Consider the following 21,125-nt stretch of genomic DNA (forward strand, 5'->3'; position numbering starts at 1 on the left):
GCGTTTATTTGACCGCGCCGAACGTGAGGCCGCGCACCAGTTGCTTCTGCGAGAGCCAGCCGACGATCAGCACCGGCGCGACCGCCAGCAGCGAGGCCGCCGAAAGCTTCGCCCAGAACAAACCCTCGGGGCTCGAATACGAGGCGATGAACACCGTGAGCGGCGCCGCGTTCGAACTCGACAGGTTGATGCTCCAGAATGCTTCGTTCCACGAAAGAATGATCAGCAGGAGCGCCGTGGACGCGAGTCCGGGCACCGACATCGGCATCAGCAGATAGACGATCTCCTGCCACGTGGCCGCGCCGTCCATGCGCCCGGCTTCGAGAATGTCACGCGGAATCTCGTTGAAGTAGGTGTACGACATCCACACCGCGATCGGCAGATTGATCAGCGTGTAGACGATCACGAGTCCGCTCACGGAGTCGAGCAGGCCGGTGTTCTTCCAGAGCAGATAGATCGGCACGAGCACGCCGACCGACGGCATCATCTTGGTCGAGAGCATCCACAGCAGGATCTTCTGCGTGCGGTGGTTCGGGAAGAATGCCATCGCGTACGCGGCAGGCACGGCGAGGATCAGGCAGACGATCGTCACGCCCGCCGAGATCAGCACCGAATTCCACGCGAACGCGAAGTAGTTGCTGCGCGCGAACACCTCGCGGAAGCTGTCGAGCGTCGGCATGAAGAACAGCGACGGAATGTAGGCCTGCTGCTCGGTCTTGAACGCCGTGATCGTCATCCAGAAGATCGGGAAGAACAGCGCGAGCGCGATGACCCACGCAAGCAGTCCCGGCACCACGCGGCCGAGGAACTGCATCGGCGAGGCGCGGTTGACCGCGTGCGGCGAATTGGGCGCGCTGGCGGGCGTGGCGGTGACTTGGCTCATTTTTCGTACTCCCCTTTGAGGTTGCGCGCGAGCATGCGCACGAGGAAGAACGACACGATGTTCGCCAGCACGACGGCCAGAATGCCGCCCGCCGAAGCGATGCCCACGTCGAACTGCTGCAGGCCCATCGAGTAGATCAGGTAAGTGAGGTTGGTGGTCGCGTTGCCGGGACCGCCGCCCGTGGTCGTGTAGATCTCGGCGAAGATCGAGAGCAGGAAGATGGTCTCCATCATCACCACCACGGCGATTGCGCGGCGCAGGTGCGGCAGCGTGATGTAGAAGAACATCGAGATCGCGCCCGCGCCGTCGATCTTCGCGGCTTCCTTCTGCTCCTGGTCGAGCGACTGGATCGCCGTGAAGAGAATCAGGAACGCGAACGGCAGCCATTGCCACGCCACGATCATGATGACCGCGAACAGCGGATAGACGGCGAACCAGTCGATCGGCGTGAGGCCCACCGCGCGCATCGCCACGGCCACGAGGCCGTAGACCGGATGCAGGATCATGTTCTTCCAGATCAGCGCGCTCACCGTGGGCATCACGAAGAACGGCGCGATGGCGAACAGGCGCGCGATGCCCTGGCCGATGAACTTGCGGTCGAACAGCACCGCCATCAGCACGCCGCCGATCACGGTGATCGCGAGCACCGAGACGATCAGCACGATCGTATGGACGATCGACGGGATGAACGACGGATCGGTGGCGAGGAACTTGTAGTTGTCGAGGCCCGCGAAACCCTTCAGGTCGGGATTCAGCAGGTTGTAGCGCGTGAACGAATACCAGATCGTCATCGCGAGCGGAATCGTCATCCAGAGCAGCAGGACGGCGACCGAGGGCGAGACCAGCCAGCGCGACGCCGAACGTCGCTGTTCCACCTGTTGCACGTTCGGTTTGGGCGCGCGCGTTCGATTGAATAGAGGCATGTGGAGATGGAGATGACGCATGAGGACCACCCTTCTCTGTAGCGCGCCGCGCGGGGGCGCGGCACCACATCTGCATCGCGAGGCGCGCCGCCTTGGGCGCGCCTCGCGGCGTTACTGCGCGGCGTTACGGCGCTGCGTTAAAGCACTCCGTTAGTCACGGCCTTACTTCTGATACCCGGCCTGCGCCACGGCGCGGTCGGCGGCGGCATTGCCCGCGGTCAGCGCCTGATCGACGCTCATCTGGCCGGCCACGGCGCCGGAGATGTTCTGGCCCACCACCGTGCCGAACGACTGGAACTCAGGAATCCCGACGAACTGCACACCCGTGTACGGCACCGGCTTGGCGGTCGGATGATTCGGATCGGCGGTCTGGATCGCCTTCAGCACGAAGTCCGAGAACGGCGCGGCCTGCTTGTACTCGGGACGCTGATAGGTCGAGATGCGCGTGCCCGACGGCACCGAGGCCCAGCCCTCGTCCTTCGCGACGAGCTCGACGTATTGCTTCGAAGTCGCCCATTCGATGAACTTGCGCGCCGGCTCCTGCGACTTCGACGACTTCGGCACCGCGAGCGCCCACGACCACAGCCAGTGCGCGCCATTCGGCGTGACGGCCGTCGGCGCGGCCGCGAAGCCGATCTTGTCGGCCACCTGCGACTGCGACTTGTTGTACAGAATGCCCGCGGCCACCGTGGCGTCGATCCACATCGCGCACTTGCCCGACGACATCAGCGTGAGGTTTTCGTTGAAGCCGTTCGAGCTGGCTCCCGGAGGGCCGTCCTTCTTCAGCATGTCGACGTAGAAGCCCACCGCCTTCTTCCACTCGGGCGTGGTGAGCTGCGCATGCCACTTCTCGTCAAACCAGCGGCCGCCGAAGGTGTTCACCACCGTCGTCACATAGGCCATGTTCTCGCCCCAGCCGGCCTTGCCGCGCAGGCAGATGCCGTAGGTGCCCGAGGCCTTGTCGGTGAGCTTGTCGGCGAATTCGCGGATCTGGTCGTAAGTCGGCTGCTCGGGCATCTTCAGGCCCTTCGCGGCGAACAGATCCTTGCGGTAATAGGTCATCGAGCTTTCGACGTAGAACGGCAGCGCATAGAGCGTGCCGTTATACGAGAGACCGTCGCGCGCGGTCTTCACCACGTCGTCGAGGTCGTAGTCGGCGGGCAGGTTCGTCATCGGCGCGAGCCAGCCGCGCTTGCCCCACTGCGGCGCTTCATAGGTGCCGATCATCATCACGTCGAACTGGCCGCTGTTGGTCGTGATGTCGGTCGTGGCGCGCTGGCGCAGCACGTTTTCTTCGAGGATCACCCAGTTCAGCTTGATGCCCGGATTGGCTTTTTCGAAGGCCGGCGAGAGCTTCTTCAGCTCGAGCATGTCCGGGTTGTTCAACATCGCGATCGTCACGGTCTGCGCGTGGGCCGCGCCCGCCGCGGCGATCATCGCGCCCGCGCTCATGGCACGCAGCACGGTCTTCAAAACGGGTTTCATGACGTTGTCTCCTTGTTTGTTACGTTATGCGTTCGTAGTGCGTTGCGTGTTGCCTTGCCTGCTGCGTACGTGACGTCGTGCTGCCTTGCTGCCTGCCTGCCGCGCGCGCGGCTCAGCTCATCCAGTTGCCGCCGTCGACGTTGAGCGTCTGCGCGGTGATGTAATCGGCGTCGGCGGAAGCCAGAAAGAGCGCCGCGCCCGTGAGATCGGCGGGCAGGCCCATGCGGCCGAGCGGCACCGCCTCGCCCACGAGCCGCTTCTTCTCGCCGAGCGGACGATGCTCGTAGCGCGCGAACAGCGCGTCCACCTGCTCCCACATCGGCGTGTCGACCACGCCCGGCGCGATGCCGTTCACGTTGATCTTGTGCGGCGCAAGCGCGAGCGCCGCCGACTGCGTGTAGCTGAGCACCGCCGCCTTGGTTGCGCAGTAGTGCGAAACAAGCGCCTCGCCGCGACGTCCGGCCTGCGACGACATATTGATGATCTTGCCGCCCTGCCCCTGTTCGACCATGCGGCGCGCGACGGTCTGCATCAGAAAGAACATGCCTTTCACGTTCACCGCGAAAAGCCGGTCGTAGACGTCCCAGGATTCGTCGAGCAGCGGGCGCATGTCGAACAGCGCCGCGTTATTGAAGAGTATGTCGATGCGGCCGAAACGCTCGACCGCCGTGAGCACGATGCGCTCGATGTCCTCGCGGCGCGTGACGTCGGCGCTGACGGTGAGCACGCGCTCGGGATACGCGGCGGCCAGTTCGGCCGCGATGGCGTCGGCGGGTTTCACGTCGACCAGCACGCAGCGCGCGCCTTCGTCCAGATAGCGCTGCGCGACCGCCTCGCCGATGCCGCTCGCCGCACCGGTCAGCACCGCCACCTTGTCCTGCAAACGTCCAGCCGCCGGGTTCGCGGAATGTGCCACAGGGTTGTCTCCGATGTTGTCCGTGCCGCCGGCGCGCGCTGATGAACACTCGCCCGACACATGAACATTTGCTCTATTAGTGGTCGAATGATCGGATACGGACGCGGACATGTCAAGGCGGACAAACGCTCGACGCACGGATTTCGATGGTGCGGCGCGCAAGCCAGCATGCTCTAGGCACACCCAAAGCACGTCTCAGGCACGCCATGAGCACGCCGCGCGCCCGGACGCCCGGCATCGGCTGTCTGGCTGACTCGCCTTCCCGCGTGATACGTTATATCATCTCGCCTTCACCGAATTTCACCATTCGGCCCTATTCAGACCGGTCTGGACCGTTCGATCGGCCTCGCCTCTCGTTCAAGGATAGAACCATGCTCGCCATTTCCCGCGCGAAGCTGCGCACGCGCAGCCGCCTCGCGCAGGCCGCCGCCACGCTGACGTTCACCACCCTCGCCGCCGTCGCGGGCCTGCTGGGCCCGGCGCGCGCGGCGCACGCCGACACCGCCATTCCCGTGGTCGCGGCGGAGAACTTCTACGGCGACGTCGTCAAGCAGATCGGCGGCGCGAACGTGAGCGTGACGAGCATCCTGAGCAATCCCGATCAGGACCCGCATCTGTTCGAAGCGAGCCCGAAGACGGCGCGCGCGCTCCAGCACGCGCGCGTGGTGGTCTACAACGGCGCCGATTACGACCCGTGGATGGGCAAGCTGCTCGGCGCGACCCAAGGCGGCCAGCGCACGACCATCGTCGCGGCGGACCTCGTCGGCAAGAAGGCGGGCGATAATCCCCACCTCTGGTACGACCCGCAGACGATGCCCTCCGTGGCGCGCGCGGTGAGCGCCGCGCTCGCAGCGGCGGACCCGGCGCACAAGAGCGTGTACGATGCGAACCTGGCCACGTTCCTCGGCTCGCTCAAGCCGCTCGACGCGAAGGTTGCCGCGCTGCGCGCGCAGTACAAGGGCGTGCCCGTGACGGCGACCGAGCCGGTGTTCGGCTATATGTCGGATGCGATCGGTCTGGACATGCGCAATCTGCGCTTCCAGATGGCCGCGATGAACGACACCGAGGCGAGCGCGTCGGATATCGCCGCCTTCGAGCGCGATCTGCGCGAGCGCCGCGTGCATGTGCTGATCTACAACAGCCAGGCGACCGAGGCGCTCACGCGGCGCATGCTCGGCCTCGCGCAGCAATCGAAGGTGCCGACGGTGAGCGTGACCGAAACGCAGCCCGCGGGCGTGAATTTCCAGCAGTGGATGCTGGCGCAGCTCGACGCGCTCGCCAAGGCGCTCGCGCAGCACTAAACACGAAGTATTCAGGGAAAAGAAGCAATGACAGAGGCCGCGCCCTCTCCGCATCACGCACAGGACGTGCATCATCACCGCGCGCCGCAGCCGGTGCTGACGCTCGCGGGCGTGACGCTCACGCTCGGCGAGCGCACGATCCTGCGCGACGCCAACTTCGCCGTGAACCAGGGCGAATTCATCGGCGTGCTCGGACCGAACGGCGCGGGCAAGACCACGCTGATGCGCGCGATCCTCGGCCTCGTGCCCGCCTCGCGCGGCGCGATCCGCGTGCTCGGCGAACCGGTCGCGCGCGGCAATCCGAAGATCGGCTACATGCCGCAGACGCGCACGGCGCTCGCAAGCCGCCGCGTGCGCGGCCGCGACTTCGTGGCGATGGCCGCCGACGGCCACCGCTGGGGCCTGCCGCGCGCCGACGCCGCCACGCGCGCCGACGTCTCCCGCGTGCTCGACCTCGTGGGCGCGACCAAGCTGGCCGACCGGCCGCTCTCCGAACTCTCGGGCGGCGAGCGCCAGCGCCTGCTGCTCGCGCAATGTCTGCTCGGCGACCCGAAGCTGCTGCTGCTCGACGAGCCGCTCATCAGCCTCGATCCGCACCATCAGCGCGGCGTGGTCGAACTCGTGCGGCGCGTGCAGCGCGAACTCGGCATCGCCGTGCTGTTCTCGGCGCACGAACTCAATCCGCTCCTCAACGCGCTCGACCGCGTGCTGTATCTCGGCAACGGCGTGGCGGCGCTCGGCAGCGTAGACGAAGTGATCACCGCGCCCGTGCTTTCGCGCCTCTACGGCTCGCCGATCGAGGTGATGCGCATGAAGGGCCGCATTTTCGTGATGTCCGGCGACGTGGAAGTCGAAAAGCACGACCACGAACACGAGCACGATCATGGCCACGATCACGGTCATTCGCACGGCTCGCACGGTCACGCGCACGCCCATAACGACAACGACGCACACGGCCACTCGCACGATGCTTGAATACGATTTCATGGTGAACGCCTTCGCGGCGTCGGGCATCGTCGCGGTGCTCGCGGGCATCGTCGGCTATTTTCTGGTGATGCGCGGACAGACCTTCGCGGGCCACGCGCTCTCGCACGTCGGCTTCACGGGCGCGACCGGCGCGGTGCTGCTGGGCGTCTCGCCGATGTGGGGCATGGTCGGCTTCACGCTCGCGGCGGGCGTCTCGATGGGCGCGCTCGGCGAAAAGCTCGCGGGCCGCGACGTGGCGATCGGCGTGATCCTCTCGCTCGCGCTCGGTTTCGGCCTGTTGTTCCTGCACTTCTTCACGTCCTACGCCACGCAGGTCACGGCGCTGCTGTTCGGCAACGTGCTCGGCGTGAACCGCGACACGCTCGGCGTGCTCGCCGCGCTCGCGGTGGCGAGCCTTGCAGCGCTCGCGGCGATCATGCGTCCGCTGCTGTTCGCCTCGCTGCAGCCGGAACTGGCCGAAGCGAAAGGCGTGTCGCTGCGCCTCGTGTCGGTGCTGTTTCTCGGCATCGCCGCGCTCGCGGTGGCCGCGTGCACGCAGATCGTCGGCGTGCTGCTGGTGTTCACGCTGATGGTCGGCCCGGCCGCCGCCGCGCAGAACCTCACGACGCGGCTCTCGGCCGGCCTCGTGCTGGCCGCGCTGCTCGCGCTCGCGCAGGCGTGGATCGGCGTCGCGCTCGCCTACTACACCGACTGGCCGACGAGCTTCTGGATCACCGCGCTCGCCGCGTTCGTCTACGGCGCGAGCCTGATCGGCAAGCGGCAGTCGTAAGCCGCAATCGCCAGCGCTTCGCTACGCGTACCCAAGAAAAAAGGCGTTGTTCCCGTACGGGACAACGCCTTTTTTATCGCTTTCCTGAGCCCGCACGACGCGGTTAAACGCCCTCGCCGTCGCCCATGATGAAACGCAGCCGCCGCGACTCCTCGGCATCGGCGATCAGCGCCTCGAAGCGTTGATCCGCGAGCCGCGTGAGCGCCGTGCTGGCGTCGGGCGTGGCGACGTCGAGATCGCGCAGGATCTGCTGATCGCCGCCCGCCTCGCTGTTCAGATGCAGATAGCGCTCGCGCAACTCGCGCGCGCAGGTCGCCCGCGCCATCCGCTCCTGCGCCTCCATGCTCAGATCGAGCGCGGGCTGCGCCCACGCGAAACCGCGCAGCGGCAAGCGGCTCGGCACGTTCTTGTGGCGCACGCCCGTGGTGCCGACGCTCAGCATCCGCACCGGCGCGCCGCGACGCTGGGCCTGGACGAGCGCGTGCGCGTCGGGACAATTGGCGGCGAGACCGCCGTCCACGTGCCAGTCGTCGTCGAGCATCACGGCGGGGAAATGCGCGGGCGCCGCCGAGGTCGCGCGCGCGGCGGCCAGCAGCGAGCAGGTATCGGCCTCATCGCCCGCGAGACCACGGCTGCGCAGCAGGCGGATCTCGCCGAGCGACCAGCTCACGGTCGTGAGCATCAGCGGCTTGTCGAGTTCGGAGAGCGGCGTGTGCGCGCGGCCGTCGAGACACGCGACGATCGCGCGTTCGAGCGGCTCGGCCGCGTACACCTTCTTGCTGAAGAGTTTCTGCAGCGTGCGCAGCGAGAGCTTCGGAAAGATCGACGGCCCCCACTGCGCGAGCATCGCGTGCAGCTCGCGCGCGCTCACGCCCGCCGCGAGCCCCGCCGCGAGAATGCCGCCCACCGAGGTGCCCGCGATCAGGTCGAAACGCGCGCCGATCGGCCCGTCGCCGAACTTGCCGCTTTCCTCGATGCGCGCGAGCAGGCGCGCCGTGTAGAGGCCGCGAAAGCCGCCGCCCGAGAGGCTCAGCACGCGGCAGCAGGCGGGCGCCGGCGTGAGGCGCCCGCCTGGCACGCGGAACTGGTCGTTCAGCGGGTCCAAGGGCTTATTCCTCGAGCAGCGACACCACGCTCAGCTGCAGCTTGCGCAGCTCGCGGTGGTACGCCTCTTCGGGCTCGACGAGCGTGCAGCCGTTCGCGACGGCCGTGGCGATCACCATGCGCGTGTCCTGGCCGACCGCATGGCGCTTGCCGCCCTTCTCGATTTCGAGCGGCTGATGGCCGCGCCACTGCTCCCACTCCGCGGCTTCGGCTTCGTCGAACGGCAGCAGCACCGAACCGTCGTCGACGAGCGCCGCCAGCCGCGCTTCGAGCGCCTTCCTGAAGGCGGCGCGGCGCGGCTCGCTGGTCTTGTGCTGCGCGATCACCTGGCGCGCGGCGGCCACGCTGATCACGCTGAGGTTGATGTCGCGCGCCTTCACGCCGCTCTCCATCCATTTGCGCGACGCGGTGTCTTCGATGCACATGTCGATGAGCGTATTCGTGCCCAGCAGGAATCTCGGCATGGACGGCCTTTGTCTTGTAATACCCCGAATGTCGATCGGTTGTTGTTATGTGGCGCGGCCCGGTGCGATGCGCTGCGCTGCGATGAGAAACCGCGGCCGCTCAGCGCGGCACGCGGTAGTGATCCTCGGCGTCGATCGACGCGTCGCGCGGCAGCTTGCCCGTGGCCGGCACCGAAGGCAGTCCGGCGAACACCTCGGCGACGGTGCGGTCGCTGACCGTGTTGGACATCAGCGCGACCGCCTGATCGAGACCGAGGATGATGAACGGCTCCTGGCCCTGGTTGACGATCTCCACCGAGCCCGACTTCACGCGCTTGAGCACGCTCGAATAATTGGTCTTGAACGCGGAGATGGGCGTGCCGGCCGCGTTGACGTCGGTGGCCCCGACGCGCGCGGCGATCGCCTTCACGGCCGCCTGGAAATCGACCATGCGTCGCTCGACGGTTTCCTTGCCGGCTTCCGGTTCGACTCGCAGTGCTCGCATGATGGTGACTCCCGATAACGATCAATAAGATCAACCTGACCAGATTCTAGTACCAACCTGACCAGATTTTCAAATTTCAAGATGGGGTCGAATCCTCAGATGCCCACGCGTGAAAAAGGGCCGCGACGCGCTGCGTGACGGCCCTTCTGCCCTACGCCGACTACGTGATGCCGCTTACTTCAACAGCACACGCGCGTGATGCGCGAGATGGTCCTCGATAAAGCTCTGGATGAAGAAGTAGCCGTGATCGTAGCCTTCGTGACGGCGCAGCGTGAGCGGCTGGCCCGCCGCCGCGCAGGCGGCCTCGAACACGTCCGGGTTCAACTGGTTCGCCAGAAACTGATCGGCGAGACCCTGATCGACGAGAATGCCCGCCTCGAACTTGTGCGCGGCCTTCGCCACGAGTTCGCTCGCGTCGTACTGCTTCCACGCTTCGCGGTCGTCGCCGAGATAGCCGCTGAAGGCCTTCTCGCCCCACGGGCAGCGCGTGGGCGCGGCGATCGGCGCGAACGCCGACACCGAGCGATAGATCCCGGGATTGCGCAGCGCGAGCGTCAGCGCGCCGTGGCCGCCCATCGAGTGGCCGAAGATGCCGAGGCGTTCGCCGTCGATCGGCAGATGTTCCGTGACCGCCGCGCGCAACTCGTCGCGCACATACGAACCCATGCGCCAGTGCTTAGACCACGGCTCGCGCGTGGCGTCGAGATAGAAACCCGCGCCCACGCCAAAATCCCACGCATCGGCTTCGCCGGGCACGTTCGCGCCGCGCGGGCTCGTGTCGGGCGAAATCAGCGCGATGCCGTGCTGCGCGGCGAAGCGCTGCGCGCCCGCCTTGATCGGGAAGGTTTCCTCGGTGCAGGTCAGGCCCGCGAGATAGAACAGCGCGGGCACCTTCGCGTTGCGCGCCTGCGGCGGCAGATAGACCGAAAAGCGCATCGGCAGGCCGATGGTTTCCGAGTCGTGCTTATAGATGCGTTGCACGCCGCCGTAGCAGGCGTGTTCTTCAATCAGGATCAGCATCCCGTTTTCCTCCGCTCTCAGTTCAGCCAATTCAAGCAACGGGCGCGAACCAGCTTCGCACCCGGCCATATAAATCGATAAAGCGCGCGTAGCGCTGTGCGAGCACGGCGTCCTCGCGCGGCTGCGCCACGCGCGCCGATGCGGGCGCGAGCGCCGCGAGTTCGTCCATGCGCCAGTGTCCGCAGGCCACGCCGCCGAGCAGCGCCGCGCCGCGCGTCGCCGCGTTCGGACAGTCGATGGCGTGCAGTTCGGCGCCGAGCGCATCGGCGAGCAATTGCCGCCAGCGCGGATCGACCGACCCGCCGCCCGCGAGTTTGAGCGACGTGATCGGCGCTGGCGTCATCGCATCGTGCGGCGCCTGCGCTTCGCGCAAGGCGTCGAGCCCCGCGCGCAACGCGAACGCCACGCCTTCGAACGCGGCGCGCATGAGCGTGCCGCGCGTGTCGCCGAGACCCGCGCCGAGCCAGCCGCCGCGCGCCGACGGATCGAGCCACGGCGAGCGCTCGCCGCTCAGATACGGCAGGAACGCGAGCGCGGACGACGCGGGCGCGGCAAACGCCTCGTCGTACGCGAGGCGCCAATCGTAGACCAGCCAGCCGCGCGCCGCTTCGAGCGCCACACCCACGTTCTGCATCGCGGCCATCGCATACCAGCCGCCCGTGGCCGAGCGATAGCGATGAATGCCGCGCCGCGCGGGCGGCTCGCTGCGCGCGGTGACGAGAATCTGGCCGCCCGTGCCGGTGGTGACGAGCGCGTCGCCGTCTTCGTGCAGACCGCTGCCGAGCGCCGCGCACGGCGTGTCGCCCGCGCCGGTCGCGAGCACGATGCCTGCGGGCAGGCCGAGCACGCGCGCCGCGTCGGCGCTGAGCGTGCCGCTCGCCGCGCCCGAGGCCGCGAGCGGCGCGAACCAGTGGCGCGGCAAGCCCAGACGCTCGATCAGCGCGATATCCCACTGGCCGTCGGGCGCGGCGAGCGCGGTCGCGCAGGCATCGGACGGATCGGCGACGAAGGCTTCCGGCGCGCCGCCCGCGAGCGCCGCGCGCAGCCAGTCCTTCGGCTGAAGCGCCCAGCGCGCGGCATCCGCGACGGCGCGCTCATGGCGCATCGTCCAGCGCAGCAGCGGACCCGCCATGCCGGGCGCGACGGGGTTCGGCTGCGCATGCGCTTCACTGTCCGGCCAAGCATCGAGCAGATCGTGCGCGCGCGTGTCGGGCCACAGCATCGCGGAACGCAGCGCCTGACCGCGCGCATCGGTGAGCACGACGCCGTGCATCTGCCCGGAAAAACCGATCGCCCGCACCGCCGCGCGCTCCGCTTCGGGCAGCTTCGCGCAGGCCTGCACGAGCGCGTCCCACCAGCGCGTCACGTCGATTTCGGCCCAGCCGGGCTGCGGCGTATCGAGCGCATACGCGACGCTCGCGACGCAACGCTCCGCGCCTTCGTCATCGACGATCGCGACTTTGAGGGAACCGGTGCCGAGGTCGATGCCGAGAAAACGCGCGGACGAAGCGTGCATGCGTAGCGTCTGGAAAGAAGAGGAAGGATGGGCGGCGAGACACGAAAACGACAAAAACACGGCCCGTGGAACTGGCCATGATACCGGCGCGATGGGCGCGCGGCGAGCCGCCGCGACATCCTGCGAAGTCATGCAAAACGCACGCGCTCGCGGGTTAACCCACCCGTGCGCGACGCGATGCAAAACGGCTCACATGTGAACAGCGAAATATAGATCATAACGACGCCACCATGCGCCTGCGCACCCGACTGGCCTCTGCCGCGTCGCGACATCGTCGCTTTTTGGGGGCGTGACCGCTCGCGGCACAGCGCGCGCGACACGCGTCTCACACGCCGCCAAACGCCGCAAACCTCCTGAAATATGGGACGAACGGCATCTGCGCGCCTTCGCGCCGACCGTTCGCGACGCGCCGCAGCATCGCCGCACGCCGCTTCGCGTTCATGCGCCGCGCACGATCGCGCCCTCGTGGCGTGCGCCGCGCGGCCCGCGCGCATATCGTCACCGGAAAGCGCGGAATAGTCCCCAGTGGTCTTGTTGCATATTTTCGGCGCGCATACCTTGGAGGCCATATTCCTAAACGAAGACGGAGAGAGACGACATGCATCCCCAGGGTATGGAACGGGAGCAGGCCCAGTCCCGACAGCGTGGCGGCAACCAGGTTCATCCGTGCGACGAACGTCTGCCGTTCGGCCAGTTGCTCACGCTCGGCATCCAGCACGTGCTCGTGATGTATGCGGGCGCGGTGGCCGTGCCGCTCATCATCGGCGGCGCCATCGGTCTGCCGAAGGACCAGGTCGCGTTTCTGATCAGCGCCGACCTGTTCGCCTGCGGCATCGCCACGCTGATCCAGACGCTCGGCCTCTGGATCTTCGGCATCCGCCTGCCCGTCATCATGGGCTGCACGTTCGCCTCGGTCGGGCCGATGATCGCCATCGGCACGAATCCGTCGCTCGGCATTCTCGATATCTTCGGCTCGACCATCGCGGCGGGCGCCATCGGCATCGTCATCTCACCGATGATCGGCAAGCTGCTGCGCTTCTTCCCGCCCGTCGTGGTGGGCACCGTCATCGCGGTGATCGGCCTCTCGCTGATGGAAGTGGGCATCAACTGGGCCGCCGGCGGCGTGGGCAATCCGCACTACGGCGACCCGGTCTATCTCGGCCTCTCGCTGCTCGTGCTGATGCTGATCCTGCTCATCAACAAGTTCGGCCGCGGCTTCATCGCCAATATCTCGGTGCTGCTCGGCATCGTGGCGGGCTTCTCGATCGCACTGGCGCTCGGCCGCGTGAACCTCGACGGCATCACGCACGCGCCGTGGGTCGGTTTCGTGATGCCGTTCCACTTCGGCATGCCGAAATTCCACGTGCTGCCGATCGCGACGATGGTGATCGTGATGTTCGTCACCTTCATCGAATCGACCGGCATGTTCCTCGCGGTCGGCGACATGGTCGAGCGCCCCGTCGATCAGGCGACGCTCGTGCGCGGCCTGCGCGTGGACGGCCTGGGCACGATGATCGGCGGCATCTTCAACTCGTTTCCGCACACGTCGTTCTCGCAGAACGTCGGGCTGATCGGCGTGACGGGCGTGAAAAGCCGCTTCGTGTGCGCGATGGGCGGCGTGATCCTCGTGCTGCTCGGCCTGTTTCCGAAGATGGCGCAGATGGTAGCCTCGGTGCCCGCCTTCGTGCTGGGCGGCGCGGGCATCGTGATGTTCGGCATGGTCGCCGCGAACGGCATCAAGGTGCTGTCGAAGGTGGACTTCGTGAAGAACCAGCACAACCTGTTCATCGTCGCGGTGAGCGTGGGTTTCGGGCTCGTGCCGGTGGTCTCGCCGCACTTCTTCGCGCAGCTTCCTCCCGCGCTTTCGCCGATCCTGCATAGCGGCATCCTGCTCGCCTCGGTGTGCGCGGTGGTGCTCAACCTGATCTTCAACGGCGTGAAAAGCGAACGCGCCGCCGAGCGCGACATCCGCCGCGCCGGTCACGATTTCGACGGCAGCCACGCGCACGACGCGCCTGGCGGCCCGGAAGCCGGACACGAAATGCCGCGCACGGCGGCACACTGAGTCGACGCGAGAGGTGCTCCGGCCGCTTGTGCGCAAGCATCGGCCGGGGTCTTTTGCTGGTTTGGCGCCACGGGAGACCGTGGCGTTTTTTTATTTCAGGCCGATCTTTTGCGTGCCGACATGCACGCCGGCGAGACCGAGCAGGAAGGCCACGACCGCGCGCCCGAACCAGACCCAGAAGTCGACGTTGACATCGAACGTTTCGAACGCCCGCCGCAGGCAGACGATCCCGAAAAGAAAGCAGAGGATCGCGCCCAGGATGAGCACGACGGGCACGATGCGGCGAAAACCGGATGGCGTGGACATGGGCTGACTCGTTGCGAAGCGCGTGCTGGCTAGATCGCGACGGAGCGTGTCTTGACGACGGACGGCACGGCGCCGCCATCCGCAGGCGGCGCGGCCACGAAGACGAACTGCGTCATCAGGCAGAGGAAGAAGCCGAGCAACTGCAGGCTGCGCCAACCCGAAAAGAACGCGCTTTTCCCGCCCACGGTTTGCCGGAACTCGCCGACCCTGGCGATAAACACCGAAGTCGTCACCGAGCGCCCGACCGGACCCTGCATGGCGGCGCGGCTACCCAGGACAAAGCGCGCCATGAGGCAGGCGCCGACGAACGCGGCCGCGGCATGGACGGCGACCAGCGTAACGGGCTGCAAAACGCCGTCATGGATCTTGAACGGGCCCAGATTCAGCCCCGCTGAAATCGCGGCGCACAGCACGCCGAGCATCCCCGTGATCAACCAGGATCTTAGTGGTGTAGTCATCTTTTTATCGTGTATTCAGGGCAGGCGCGGTCCCCGCCTGCCCTCTCCTGCGCTTGCTTGCGCATCGATTGCGCATCCTCGCCGATACCCCGGCAACCGGCATTGTCATTGCATCGTAAAAAAAACGCCACGGTCACCCGTGGCGTTTTTCACTTCACGACTCGCTGAAGCGTCGTTAAAGCGTCGCTGAACCGTCGCTCAACCCGCCGACGCAGCCGGCGCCGAAGCCGCCGCCGGTGCGCTCGCCGAGCCGTAATCGGCCGGTGCATCCGGCTCGCGCGGCGTTTCGCCCGCGTGCTGGATCCAGCCGCCGCCGAGCGCGCGATACAGATCGACCAGGTTGGTCAAGCGTGCGAGGCGCGCGTTGATCAGCGTCTGCTGCGAGGTGTACAGGCTCGTCTGCGCGGTCAGGACCGGCAGATAGCTGTCCACGCCGTTCCGGTAGCGCAGCTCCGAGAGCGTCAGCGTACGCTGGTTCGCGAAGGCGTTGCGTTCGAGCGCCGCGATCTGCTGATCGTAGGTGCCGCGCGCGGCCAGCCCGTCCGCCACTTCGCGGAACGCCGACTGGATCGACTTCTCGTAGTTCGCGATCTCGATACGCTTCTGCACGTTCGCGAGTTGCAGGTTCGCGATGTTCGAACCGCCCTCGAAGATCGGCAGCGTGACCTGCGGCACGAAACTCCATGCCGCCGTGCCCGCCTTGAACAGACCGCCGAGCGACAGGCTTTCGGTGCCGAACGCCGCCGTCAGCGAGATCTTCGGGAAGAAGGCCGCGCGCGCCGCGCCGATGTTGGCGTTCGCGGCGAGCAGCGTCTGCTCCGCTTCCATGATGTCGGGACGGCGCGTGAGCATGTCCGAAGGCAGCCCCTCCGGGATGTCGGCGAGCAGATCCTGGCTGTCGAGCGGCAGGCCTTGCGGCATGTCCGCCGGCAGCGGCTCGCCGAGCAGCAGCACGAGCGCGTTCTCGGCCTGCGCACGGGCGCGCAGTTGCGCCTGCAGGTTGGCCTGCGCCGACTCGACCACGGTCTGCGCCTGACGCAGATCGAGTTCGGTGCCGGTGCCGGTGTCGAACTGCGCCTTCGTGATGTTGTACGAGTCCTGCGCCGTCTTCAGCGTCTCCTGCGTGACCTTCAGCAGGTCGTCGTCGGAGAGCATCGTCAGGTACTGGTCCGCGACTTCCGACACCAGCGTGATTTCCGCCGCCTTGCGCGCATACGCCGTCGACAGATACTGCGCGAGCGCCTGGTCCTTCAGGCTGCGAATGCGGCCCCAGAAGTCGATTTCCCAGGACGCCTGCAGGCCCACGTTGTAGACGCTGTACGGATTGGTCGGATAGCTCGTCGCCAGTTGCTGCGGCAGGCGCGTGCGCGTGTCCGTGCCCACGGCGTTGACCGCCGGGAACAGCTCGGCGCGCGTGATCTGATACTGCGCGCGCGCCGCGTCCACGTTGAGCACCGAAACGCGCAGGTCGCGGTTGTTCTTCAGCGCGATCTCGACGAGCTGCTGCAGACGCGGATCGACGAAGAAGTCACGCCAGCCGATGTCGGCCGCCGTCGCGCCATTGGCGCTGTGGCTGCTCTTGGCGCTCGTGCCCTCGCCGCCTTCGCCGACCTGGCCGGCTTCGGTGCCGGGCTGCGTCGCGTAGACGCCGCCCTGCGGGAAGGTCTGCGACACCGGCGCGTCCGGCCGGTGGTACCACGGCGCCATCGTGCAACCTGCCAGTAGCGCAGCGGCCCCTGCAATTACGGATAGTTTATGCATCTCAATGTCCTTCCTTACCCGGGCCGCCGTTGTCGCCACCGCCGTTGCCACCCGTGCCGCCGGCGTTGCCGCCGTTGTCGTCGTCGTGGTCGTGCGCGTGGTGCTCCTCGTAGTGCTGGAGCGCGACGTCGGCGTCTTCCTTCTCGCCTGCGAACTTCGCGCGGATCACGACGAAGAACATCGGGATCATGAAGATCGCGAGGAACGTGGCCGTGACCATGCCGCCGATCACGCCCGTGCCGATCGCGTGCTGCGATGCCGAACCCGCGCCGTTACTGATCGCGAGCGGCAGCACGCCGAGAATGAACGCCATCGACGTCATCAGAATCGGACGCAGACGCAGTCGGGAGGCTTCGAGCGCCGCCTCGATCGGTCCCATCTTCCCGTCGGCCTGGAGGTCGCGGGCGAATTCCACGATCAGAATCGCGTTCTTCGCCGACAGACCCACGGTGGTCAACAGACCCACCTGGAAGAACACGTCGTTTTCCAGACCGCGCAGCGTGACCGCCAGCAGCGCGCCGAGCACGCCGAGCGGCACCACCATGATGACCGCGAACGGAATCGACCAGCTTTCGTACAGTGCCGCGAGACACAGGAACACGACGAGGATCGAGATGCCGTACAGGATCGGCGCCTGCGAACCCGACTGGCGTTCCTGGAACGACAGACCGGTCCACTCGTAGCCGATGCCCGCGGGCAGCTTCGCCGCGATCTGTTCCATGGCCGTCATGGCCTGGCCCGTCGACTTGCCCGTGCTCGCCTGACCCTGGATTTCCACCGCCGAGATGCCGTTGTAGCGTTCGAGCTTCGGCGAACCGTAGGTCCACTCACCGCTCGCGAACGAGTTGAACGGCACCATCCCGCCCGCGCTGTTACGCACGTACCAGGTGTTCAGATCGTTCGGCGTCATACGGAACGGCGCGTCGGCCATCACGTAGACCTTCTTGATCCGGCCATCGATGTCGAGGAAGTTGTTCACGTACGACGAAGCCCAGCCGATCGAGAACGTCTGGTCGACCGATGCCGCCGTCACACCGAGCGCTTCAGCCTTCTCGCGGTCGATGTTGATCTTGTACTGCGGCGTGTCGTTCAGGCCGTTCGGACGCACGAGCGCCAGCGACGGATCCTTCGCGGCCATGCCGAGCAGCATGTTGCGCGCTTCGATCAGCTTTTCGTGGCCCACGCCGCCGCGATCCTGGAGTTCGAAGTCGAAGCCCGAGGCCGTGCCGAGTTCAGGAATCGACGGCGGATTCACCGGAATCACCATCGCGTCCTTGTAGCCCGCGTAGTGCGCGAACACGCGGCCCACCAGCGCCTGGACCTTCTGGTCCGCGTGCTGACGTTCCTTGTAATCCTTCATGCGCACGAACACGAGACCCGAGTTCTGGCCGCGGCCCGCGAAGCTGAAGCCGTTCACCGTGAACGTCGACTCGACGATCGACTTCTCGTCGTTGAGCAGATAGTTCTGGATGTTGGCCAGCGTGCGTGCCGTGGTTTCCTGGGTCGAGCCCGACGGCGTCTGCACGATCACGAACATCGTGCCCTGGTCTTCATCGGGCAGGAACGACTTCGGCAGGCGCACGAACAGCAGGCCAACCGCGACGATCACCGCGAGATAGATGATGAGCCAGCGGCCCGAGCGCTTGATGACGTGATAGACGCCGCTGTGATACTTGTCGCGGCTCTTCTCGAACGTGCGGTTGAACCAGCCGAAGAAGCCCTTCTTCTCTTCGTGATGGCCCTTCGGGATCGGCTTGAGGATGGTCGCGCACAGTGCGGGCGTCAGAATCAACGCCACCAGCACGGACAGCACCATCGCGGCCACGATCGTCAGCGAAAACTGACGATAGATCGCGCCCACCGAACCGCCCGAGAACGCCACCGGCACGAACACGGCCGACAGCACGAGCGCCACGCCCACGAGTGCGCCGGTGATCTGGCCCATCGCCTTGCGGGTGGCTTCCTTCGGCCCGAGGCCCTCTTCCACCATCACCCGTTCGACGTTTTCCACCACCACGATCGCATCGTCCACCAGCAGACCGATTGCGAGCACGAGGCCGAACATCGACAGCGTGTTGATCGAGAAGCCCACCGCCGCCATGATCGCGAACGTACCCAGCAGCACCACCGGCACCGCGATCGTCGGAATCAACGTCGCGCGCAGGTTCTGCAGGAACAGGTACATCACGAGGAACACCAGCACGATGCCTTCCAGCAGCGTCTTGATCACTTCCTCGATCGACAGGCGCACGAACGGCGTCGTGTCGTACGGGTACTTCACGACGAGACCGTGCGGGAAGTACTTCGAGAGGTCGTCGATCTTCTGGCGCACCAGCTTCGCGGTTTGCAGCGCGTTGGCGCCCGTCGCGAGCTGAATACCCAGACCGGCGGTCGGCGCACCGTTGTACTTCGTGTCGAAGTTGTAGTTTTCGCCGCCCAGACCGATACGCGCCACGTCCTTCAGACGCACCTGCGAGCCGTCCTGGTTCACCTTCAGCAGGATGTTGCCGAACTCTTCAGGCGTGTGCAGCAGCGTCGATTCGGTGATGGTCGCCTGGAACGACTGACCCGCCACCGACGGCGTGCCGCCCAGCTGGCCGCCCGCGATCTGCACGTTCTGCGCGGTGATCGCGGCCGTCACGTCGCTCGGCGTGAGGCTGTAGTTGGTGAGCTTGTTCGGATCGAGCCAGACGCGCATCGCGTACTGCGAGCCGAACAGCGTGACCGTACCCACGCCGTCGATACGGCTGATCGGGTCCTGCACGTTCGACGCCACGTAGTTCGCGAGGTCGTACTTGGTCATGCTGCCGTCTTCGGAGACGAACGCCATCACCAGCAGGAAGCTGCTGCTCGACTTCGTGACCTTGATGCCGAGCTGCTGCACCACCTGCGGCAGAATCGGCGTGGCGAGCTGCAGCTTGTTCTGCACCTGCACCTGCGCGATGTCCGGGTTGGTGCCCGCCGCGAACGTCAGCGTGATCGTGGCCGTGCCCGAGTCATCGGACGTGGACGACAGATACAGCAAGTGGTCGAGACCGCTCATCTGCTGCTCGATCACCTGGGTGACCGTGTCTTCCACCGTCTTGGCCGACGCGCCCGGGTAGGTCGCGCTGATCTGGATGGACGGCGGCGCGATGGTCGGATACTGCGCGACCGGCAGCGTGAACACCGACGCCACACCCGCCAGCATCAGGATGATGGCGACCACCCAAGCAAAGATTGGGCGGTCGATAAAGAACTTTGCCATGAAGCAGGCTCCCTGTTATTGCGCGGCGGAAGCAGCGGGTGCGGAGGCAGCCGACGCGCCCGAAGCGGCGCTTGCGCTTCCATAGCCCGATGCCGTCGCCTGGTCGGCCGAAGGCGCGCCCGGCGGCGGCGGCGGCGGCAGATGCGCGTCGACCGGCTTGACCTCGGCGCCCGGCTTGACCTTCTCCGTGCCCTGCACGACCACGCGGTCGCCCGCGTTGATGCCGCTTTCGACGATCCAGTCCTGGCCCTGCGAGCCCGACGTGACGATCGGATGCAGTTCGACCTTGTTGTCCTTGTTAACGACGAGCACCGTCGCCTGGCCCTTCTGGTCGTGCTGAACGCCGATCTGCGGCACGAGGAAGGCGCGCTCGTTGGTGCCTTCGTCGATGCGCGCGCGCACGAACATGCCCGGCAGCAGCACGCGGTCCGGGTTCGGGAACAGCGCGCGGATCGTGACCGAGCCCGTGGTCTGGTCGACCGTGACGTCGGTGAACTGGAGCTTGCCCTGCTGCGCGTAGGTGCGGCCGTCTTCGAGGACGAGCGAGACCTTGGCGGCGTCGGGGCCGTTGGTCTTCAGGCGGCCTTCCTGGATTTCGCGGCGCAGCTTCAGGCCGTCGAGGCTCGACTGCGTGAGGTCGACATACATCGGGTCCATCTGCTGCACGGTCGACAGCAGCGTGGCGGCGCTCGCCTGCACGTACGCACCCGGCGTGACCTGCGAGATGCCGACCTTGCCCGTGATGGGCGAGACCACGTCCGTATAGCCGAGGTTGATCTGCGCGGTGTCGACCGCGGCCTTGCCTGCCGCGACGTCGGCGGCGGCCTGGCCCTGCGCGGACACGGCGTTGTCGTAATCCTGCTTGCTCACGGCGTTGGCCTGCACCAGCACCTTGTAGCGCGTGACGAGGGCGTTCTGCGTGACGAGGTTCGCCTGCGCCTTCGCGAGCGTGGCCTTGGCGTTATTGAGCGTGGCGATGTACGGCGCCGGATCGATCTTGTACAGGCGTTGACCCGCCTTCACGACGCTGCCTTCGGTGAACTCGCGGCGCAGCACGATGCCGTCGACCCGTGCGCGCACTTGCGCGACGAGGAAGGCATTGGTGCGGCCCGGCAGTTCGGACACGACCGGCACAGCGGTGGGCTGGAGGGTGACAACACCCACTTCGGGGGTTTGCGGCGGCGGCGCCGACTGCTTTTGCCCGCACGCTGCAAGCACGATGGCAGCCGTCGCGAAGCTGATTAGGCGGAATGGAACCCGTTCGACGCGCATGGAGCGACCTCTGTCTATAACTGACAATTAAAAGCGTGCGGCGTCCTCGCGAGCGGGAGCAAGCAGGAGGACGGCAGCGCACGCCAGCATCTGGCAATACCTGACGGATAACCGGGTACTTCAGGAAAAAGGCGCGATACCGGTCAGCTACATCCGTCCGGGCG

18 protein-coding genes are annotated in these 21,125 nt (G+C 66.5%); 4 read left to right on the forward strand and 14 right to left on the reverse strand.

Translation table 11 applies throughout. From position 1 onward, the window contains the following. Positions 1-4 precede the first annotated feature (4 nt). From LDO54_RS33515 to LDO54_RS33530, 4 genes are all read right to left on the reverse strand, one after another. The gene (locus LDO54_RS33515; RefSeq protein WP_224016379.1) at positions 5-883 is read right to left on the reverse strand and encodes a carbohydrate ABC transporter permease; all 879 of its coding nucleotides are present in this window, start codon (positions 881-883) and stop codon (positions 5-7) included. Next, positions 880-1,827: a carbohydrate ABC transporter permease gene (locus LDO54_RS33520; protein ID WP_224016381.1), complete on the reverse strand. Its 948-nt coding sequence runs from the start codon at positions 1,825-1,827 to the stop codon at positions 880-882. The genes LDO54_RS33515 and LDO54_RS33520 overlap by 4 nt, the downstream gene beginning before the upstream one ends. 141 nt (positions 1,828-1,968) lie before the next feature. Further along, complete coding sequence (locus tag LDO54_RS33525) at positions 1,969-3,291, reverse strand: ABC transporter substrate-binding protein (RefSeq protein WP_224016383.1); 1,323 nt, start codon at positions 3,289-3,291, stop codon at positions 1,969-1,971. A 112-nt stretch (positions 3,292-3,403) separates the two neighbouring features. Next, a complete protein-coding gene (locus tag LDO54_RS33530) occupies positions 3,404-4,207 on the reverse strand; it encodes an L-iditol 2-dehydrogenase (RefSeq protein WP_224016385.1) in 804 nt (267 codons plus the stop codon). Between the two features lie 371 nt (positions 4,208-4,578). Here LDO54_RS33530 and LDO54_RS33535 point away from each other — a divergent pair, with 371 nt between their 5' ends. From LDO54_RS33535 to LDO54_RS33545, 3 genes are read left to right on the forward strand one after another with little or no spacing between them, the layout of a single operon-like run. Further along, the gene (locus tag LDO54_RS33535) at positions 4,579-5,508 is read left to right on the forward strand and encodes a metal ABC transporter solute-binding protein, Zn/Mn family (protein ID WP_224016387.1); all 930 of its coding nucleotides are present in this window, start codon (positions 4,579-4,581) and stop codon (positions 5,506-5,508) included. A 27-nt stretch (positions 5,509-5,535) separates the two neighbouring features. Further along, positions 5,536-6,483 (forward strand): ABC transporter ATP-binding protein, encoded by a 948-nt coding sequence (locus tag LDO54_RS33540; RefSeq protein ID WP_224016389.1) that lies wholly within the window; start codon positions 5,536-5,538, stop codon positions 6,481-6,483. Then, positions 6,476-7,264, forward strand: coding sequence for a metal ABC transporter permease (locus LDO54_RS33545; protein WP_205997702.1), 789 nt, complete (start codon positions 6,476-6,478; stop codon positions 7,262-7,264). The genes LDO54_RS33540 and LDO54_RS33545 overlap by 8 nt, the downstream gene beginning before the upstream one ends. Positions 7,265-7,367: 103 nt before the next feature. Here the strand turns inward: LDO54_RS33545 and LDO54_RS33550 are convergent, their stop codons facing one another. The 5 genes from LDO54_RS33550 to LDO54_RS33570 form a co-directional block, all read right to left on the reverse strand. Continuing rightward, positions 7,368-8,369, reverse strand: coding sequence for a CBASS cGAMP-activated phospholipase (locus tag LDO54_RS33550; protein WP_224016391.1), 1,002 nt, complete (start codon positions 8,367-8,369; stop codon positions 7,368-7,370). Positions 8,370-8,373: 4 nt separating this feature from the next. Beyond that, positions 8,374-8,832, reverse strand: a complete 459-nt coding sequence (locus LDO54_RS33555; protein ID WP_224016392.1) for a hypothetical protein — start codon at positions 8,830-8,832, stop codon at positions 8,374-8,376. 100 nt (positions 8,833-8,932) lie between these two features. Beyond that, complete coding sequence (locus tag LDO54_RS33560; protein ID WP_224016394.1) at positions 8,933-9,316, reverse strand: hypothetical protein; 384 nt, start codon at positions 9,314-9,316, stop codon at positions 8,933-8,935. Positions 9,317-9,490: 174 nt separating this feature from the next. Next, on the reverse strand, positions 9,491-10,336 hold the full coding sequence (fghA, locus tag LDO54_RS33565) for an S-formylglutathione hydrolase (protein ID WP_224016396.1): 846 nt from the start codon (positions 10,334-10,336) through the stop codon (positions 9,491-9,493). 31 nt (positions 10,337-10,367) lie between these two features. Next, positions 10,368-11,852 carry a xylulokinase gene (locus LDO54_RS33570; protein WP_224016398.1) on the reverse strand — a complete coding sequence of 495 codons (1,485 nt, stop codon included), beginning with the start codon at positions 11,850-11,852 and terminating at the stop codon, positions 10,368-10,370. Positions 11,853-12,450: 598 nt separating this feature from the next. On the opposite strand from LDO54_RS33570, the gene LDO54_RS33575 reads away from it, so the two are divergent. Next, entirely contained in the window at positions 12,451-13,917 is a 1,467-nt protein-coding gene (locus tag LDO54_RS33575) for a nucleobase:cation symporter-2 family protein (protein WP_224016400.1), read from the forward strand. 90 nt (positions 13,918-14,007) lie between these two features. Here the strand turns inward: LDO54_RS33575 and LDO54_RS33580 are convergent, their stop codons facing one another. The 5 genes from LDO54_RS33580 to LDO54_RS33600 form a co-directional block, all read right to left on the reverse strand. Beyond that, entirely contained in the window at positions 14,008-14,223 is a 216-nt protein-coding gene (locus LDO54_RS33580; protein ID WP_224016402.1) for a hypothetical protein, read from the reverse strand. Between the two features lie 29 nt (positions 14,224-14,252). Further along, positions 14,253-14,681 carry a hypothetical protein gene (locus LDO54_RS33585; protein ID WP_224016404.1) on the reverse strand — a complete coding sequence of 143 codons (429 nt, stop codon included), beginning with the start codon at positions 14,679-14,681 and terminating at the stop codon, positions 14,253-14,255. 198 nt (positions 14,682-14,879) lie between these two features. After that, positions 14,880-16,442 carry an efflux transporter outer membrane subunit gene (locus LDO54_RS33590; RefSeq protein ID WP_224016406.1) on the reverse strand — a complete coding sequence of 521 codons (1,563 nt, stop codon included), beginning with the start codon at positions 16,440-16,442 and terminating at the stop codon, positions 14,880-14,882. Between the two features lies 1 nt (position 16,443). Next, positions 16,444-19,689 (reverse strand): efflux RND transporter permease subunit, encoded by a 3,246-nt coding sequence (locus LDO54_RS33595; RefSeq protein ID WP_224016408.1) that lies wholly within the window; start codon positions 19,687-19,689, stop codon positions 16,444-16,446. 15 nt (positions 19,690-19,704) lie between these two features. Continuing rightward, positions 19,705-20,961, reverse strand: a complete 1,257-nt coding sequence (locus LDO54_RS33600) for an efflux RND transporter periplasmic adaptor subunit (RefSeq protein ID WP_224016410.1) — start codon at positions 20,959-20,961, stop codon at positions 19,705-19,707. Positions 20,962-21,125: the final 164 nt, after the last annotated feature.

Source organism: Paraburkholderia tropica (assembly GCF_914484835.1).
Taxonomy (GTDB): domain Bacteria; phylum Pseudomonadota; class Gammaproteobacteria; order Burkholderiales; family Burkholderiaceae; genus Paraburkholderia; species Paraburkholderia tropica_A.

What these genes read in the sequence shown, in the direction of transcription:
- LDO54_RS33520 (WP_224016381.1), bottom strand. Translation starts at nt 1,827, where the DNA reads ATGCGTCATCTCCATCTCCACATGCCTCTATTCAATCGAACGCGCGCG.
- LDO54_RS33525 (WP_224016383.1), bottom strand. Translation starts at nt 3,291, where the DNA reads ATGAAACCCGTTTTGAAGACCGTGCTGCGTGCCATGAGCGCGGGCGCG.
- LDO54_RS33545 (WP_205997702.1), top strand. Translation starts at nt 6,476, where the DNA reads ATGCTTGAATACGATTTCATGGTGAACGCCTTCGCGGCGTCGGGCATC.
- LDO54_RS33535 (WP_224016387.1), top strand. Translation starts at nt 4,579, where the DNA reads ATGCTCGCCATTTCCCGCGCGAAGCTGCGCACGCGCAGCCGCCTCGCG.
- LDO54_RS33595 (WP_224016408.1), bottom strand. Translation starts at nt 19,689, where the DNA reads ATGGCAAAGTTCTTTATCGACCGCCCAATCTTTGCTTGGGTGGTCGCC.
- LDO54_RS33540 (WP_224016389.1), top strand. Translation starts at nt 5,536, where the DNA reads ATGACAGAGGCCGCGCCCTCTCCGCATCACGCACAGGACGTGCATCAT.
- LDO54_RS33590 (WP_224016406.1), bottom strand. Translation starts at nt 16,442, where the DNA reads ATGCATAAACTATCCGTAATTGCAGGGGCCGCTGCGCTACTGGCAGGT.
- LDO54_RS33570 (WP_224016398.1), bottom strand. Translation starts at nt 11,852, where the DNA reads ATGCACGCTTCGTCCGCGCGTTTTCTCGGCATCGACCTCGGCACCGGT.
- LDO54_RS33580 (WP_224016402.1), bottom strand. Translation starts at nt 14,223, where the DNA reads ATGTCCACGCCATCCGGTTTTCGCCGCATCGTGCCCGTCGTGCTCATC.
- LDO54_RS33585 (WP_224016404.1), bottom strand. Translation starts at nt 14,681, where the DNA reads ATGACTACACCACTAAGATCCTGGTTGATCACGGGGATGCTCGGCGTG.
- LDO54_RS33560 (WP_224016394.1), bottom strand. Translation starts at nt 9,316, where the DNA reads ATGCGAGCACTGCGAGTCGAACCGGAAGCCGGCAAGGAAACCGTCGAG.
- fghA (WP_224016396.1), bottom strand. Translation starts at nt 10,336, where the DNA reads ATGCTGATCCTGATTGAAGAACACGCCTGCTACGGCGGCGTGCAACGC.
- LDO54_RS33515 (WP_224016379.1), bottom strand. Translation starts at nt 883, where the DNA reads ATGAGCCAAGTCACCGCCACGCCCGCCAGCGCGCCCAATTCGCCGCAC.
- LDO54_RS33600 (WP_224016410.1), bottom strand. Translation starts at nt 20,961, where the DNA reads ATGCGCGTCGAACGGGTTCCATTCCGCCTAATCAGCTTCGCGACGGCT.
- LDO54_RS33575 (WP_224016400.1), top strand. Translation starts at nt 12,451, where the DNA reads ATGCATCCCCAGGGTATGGAACGGGAGCAGGCCCAGTCCCGACAGCGT.
- LDO54_RS33555 (WP_224016392.1), bottom strand. Translation starts at nt 8,832, where the DNA reads ATGCCGAGATTCCTGCTGGGCACGAATACGCTCATCGACATGTGCATC.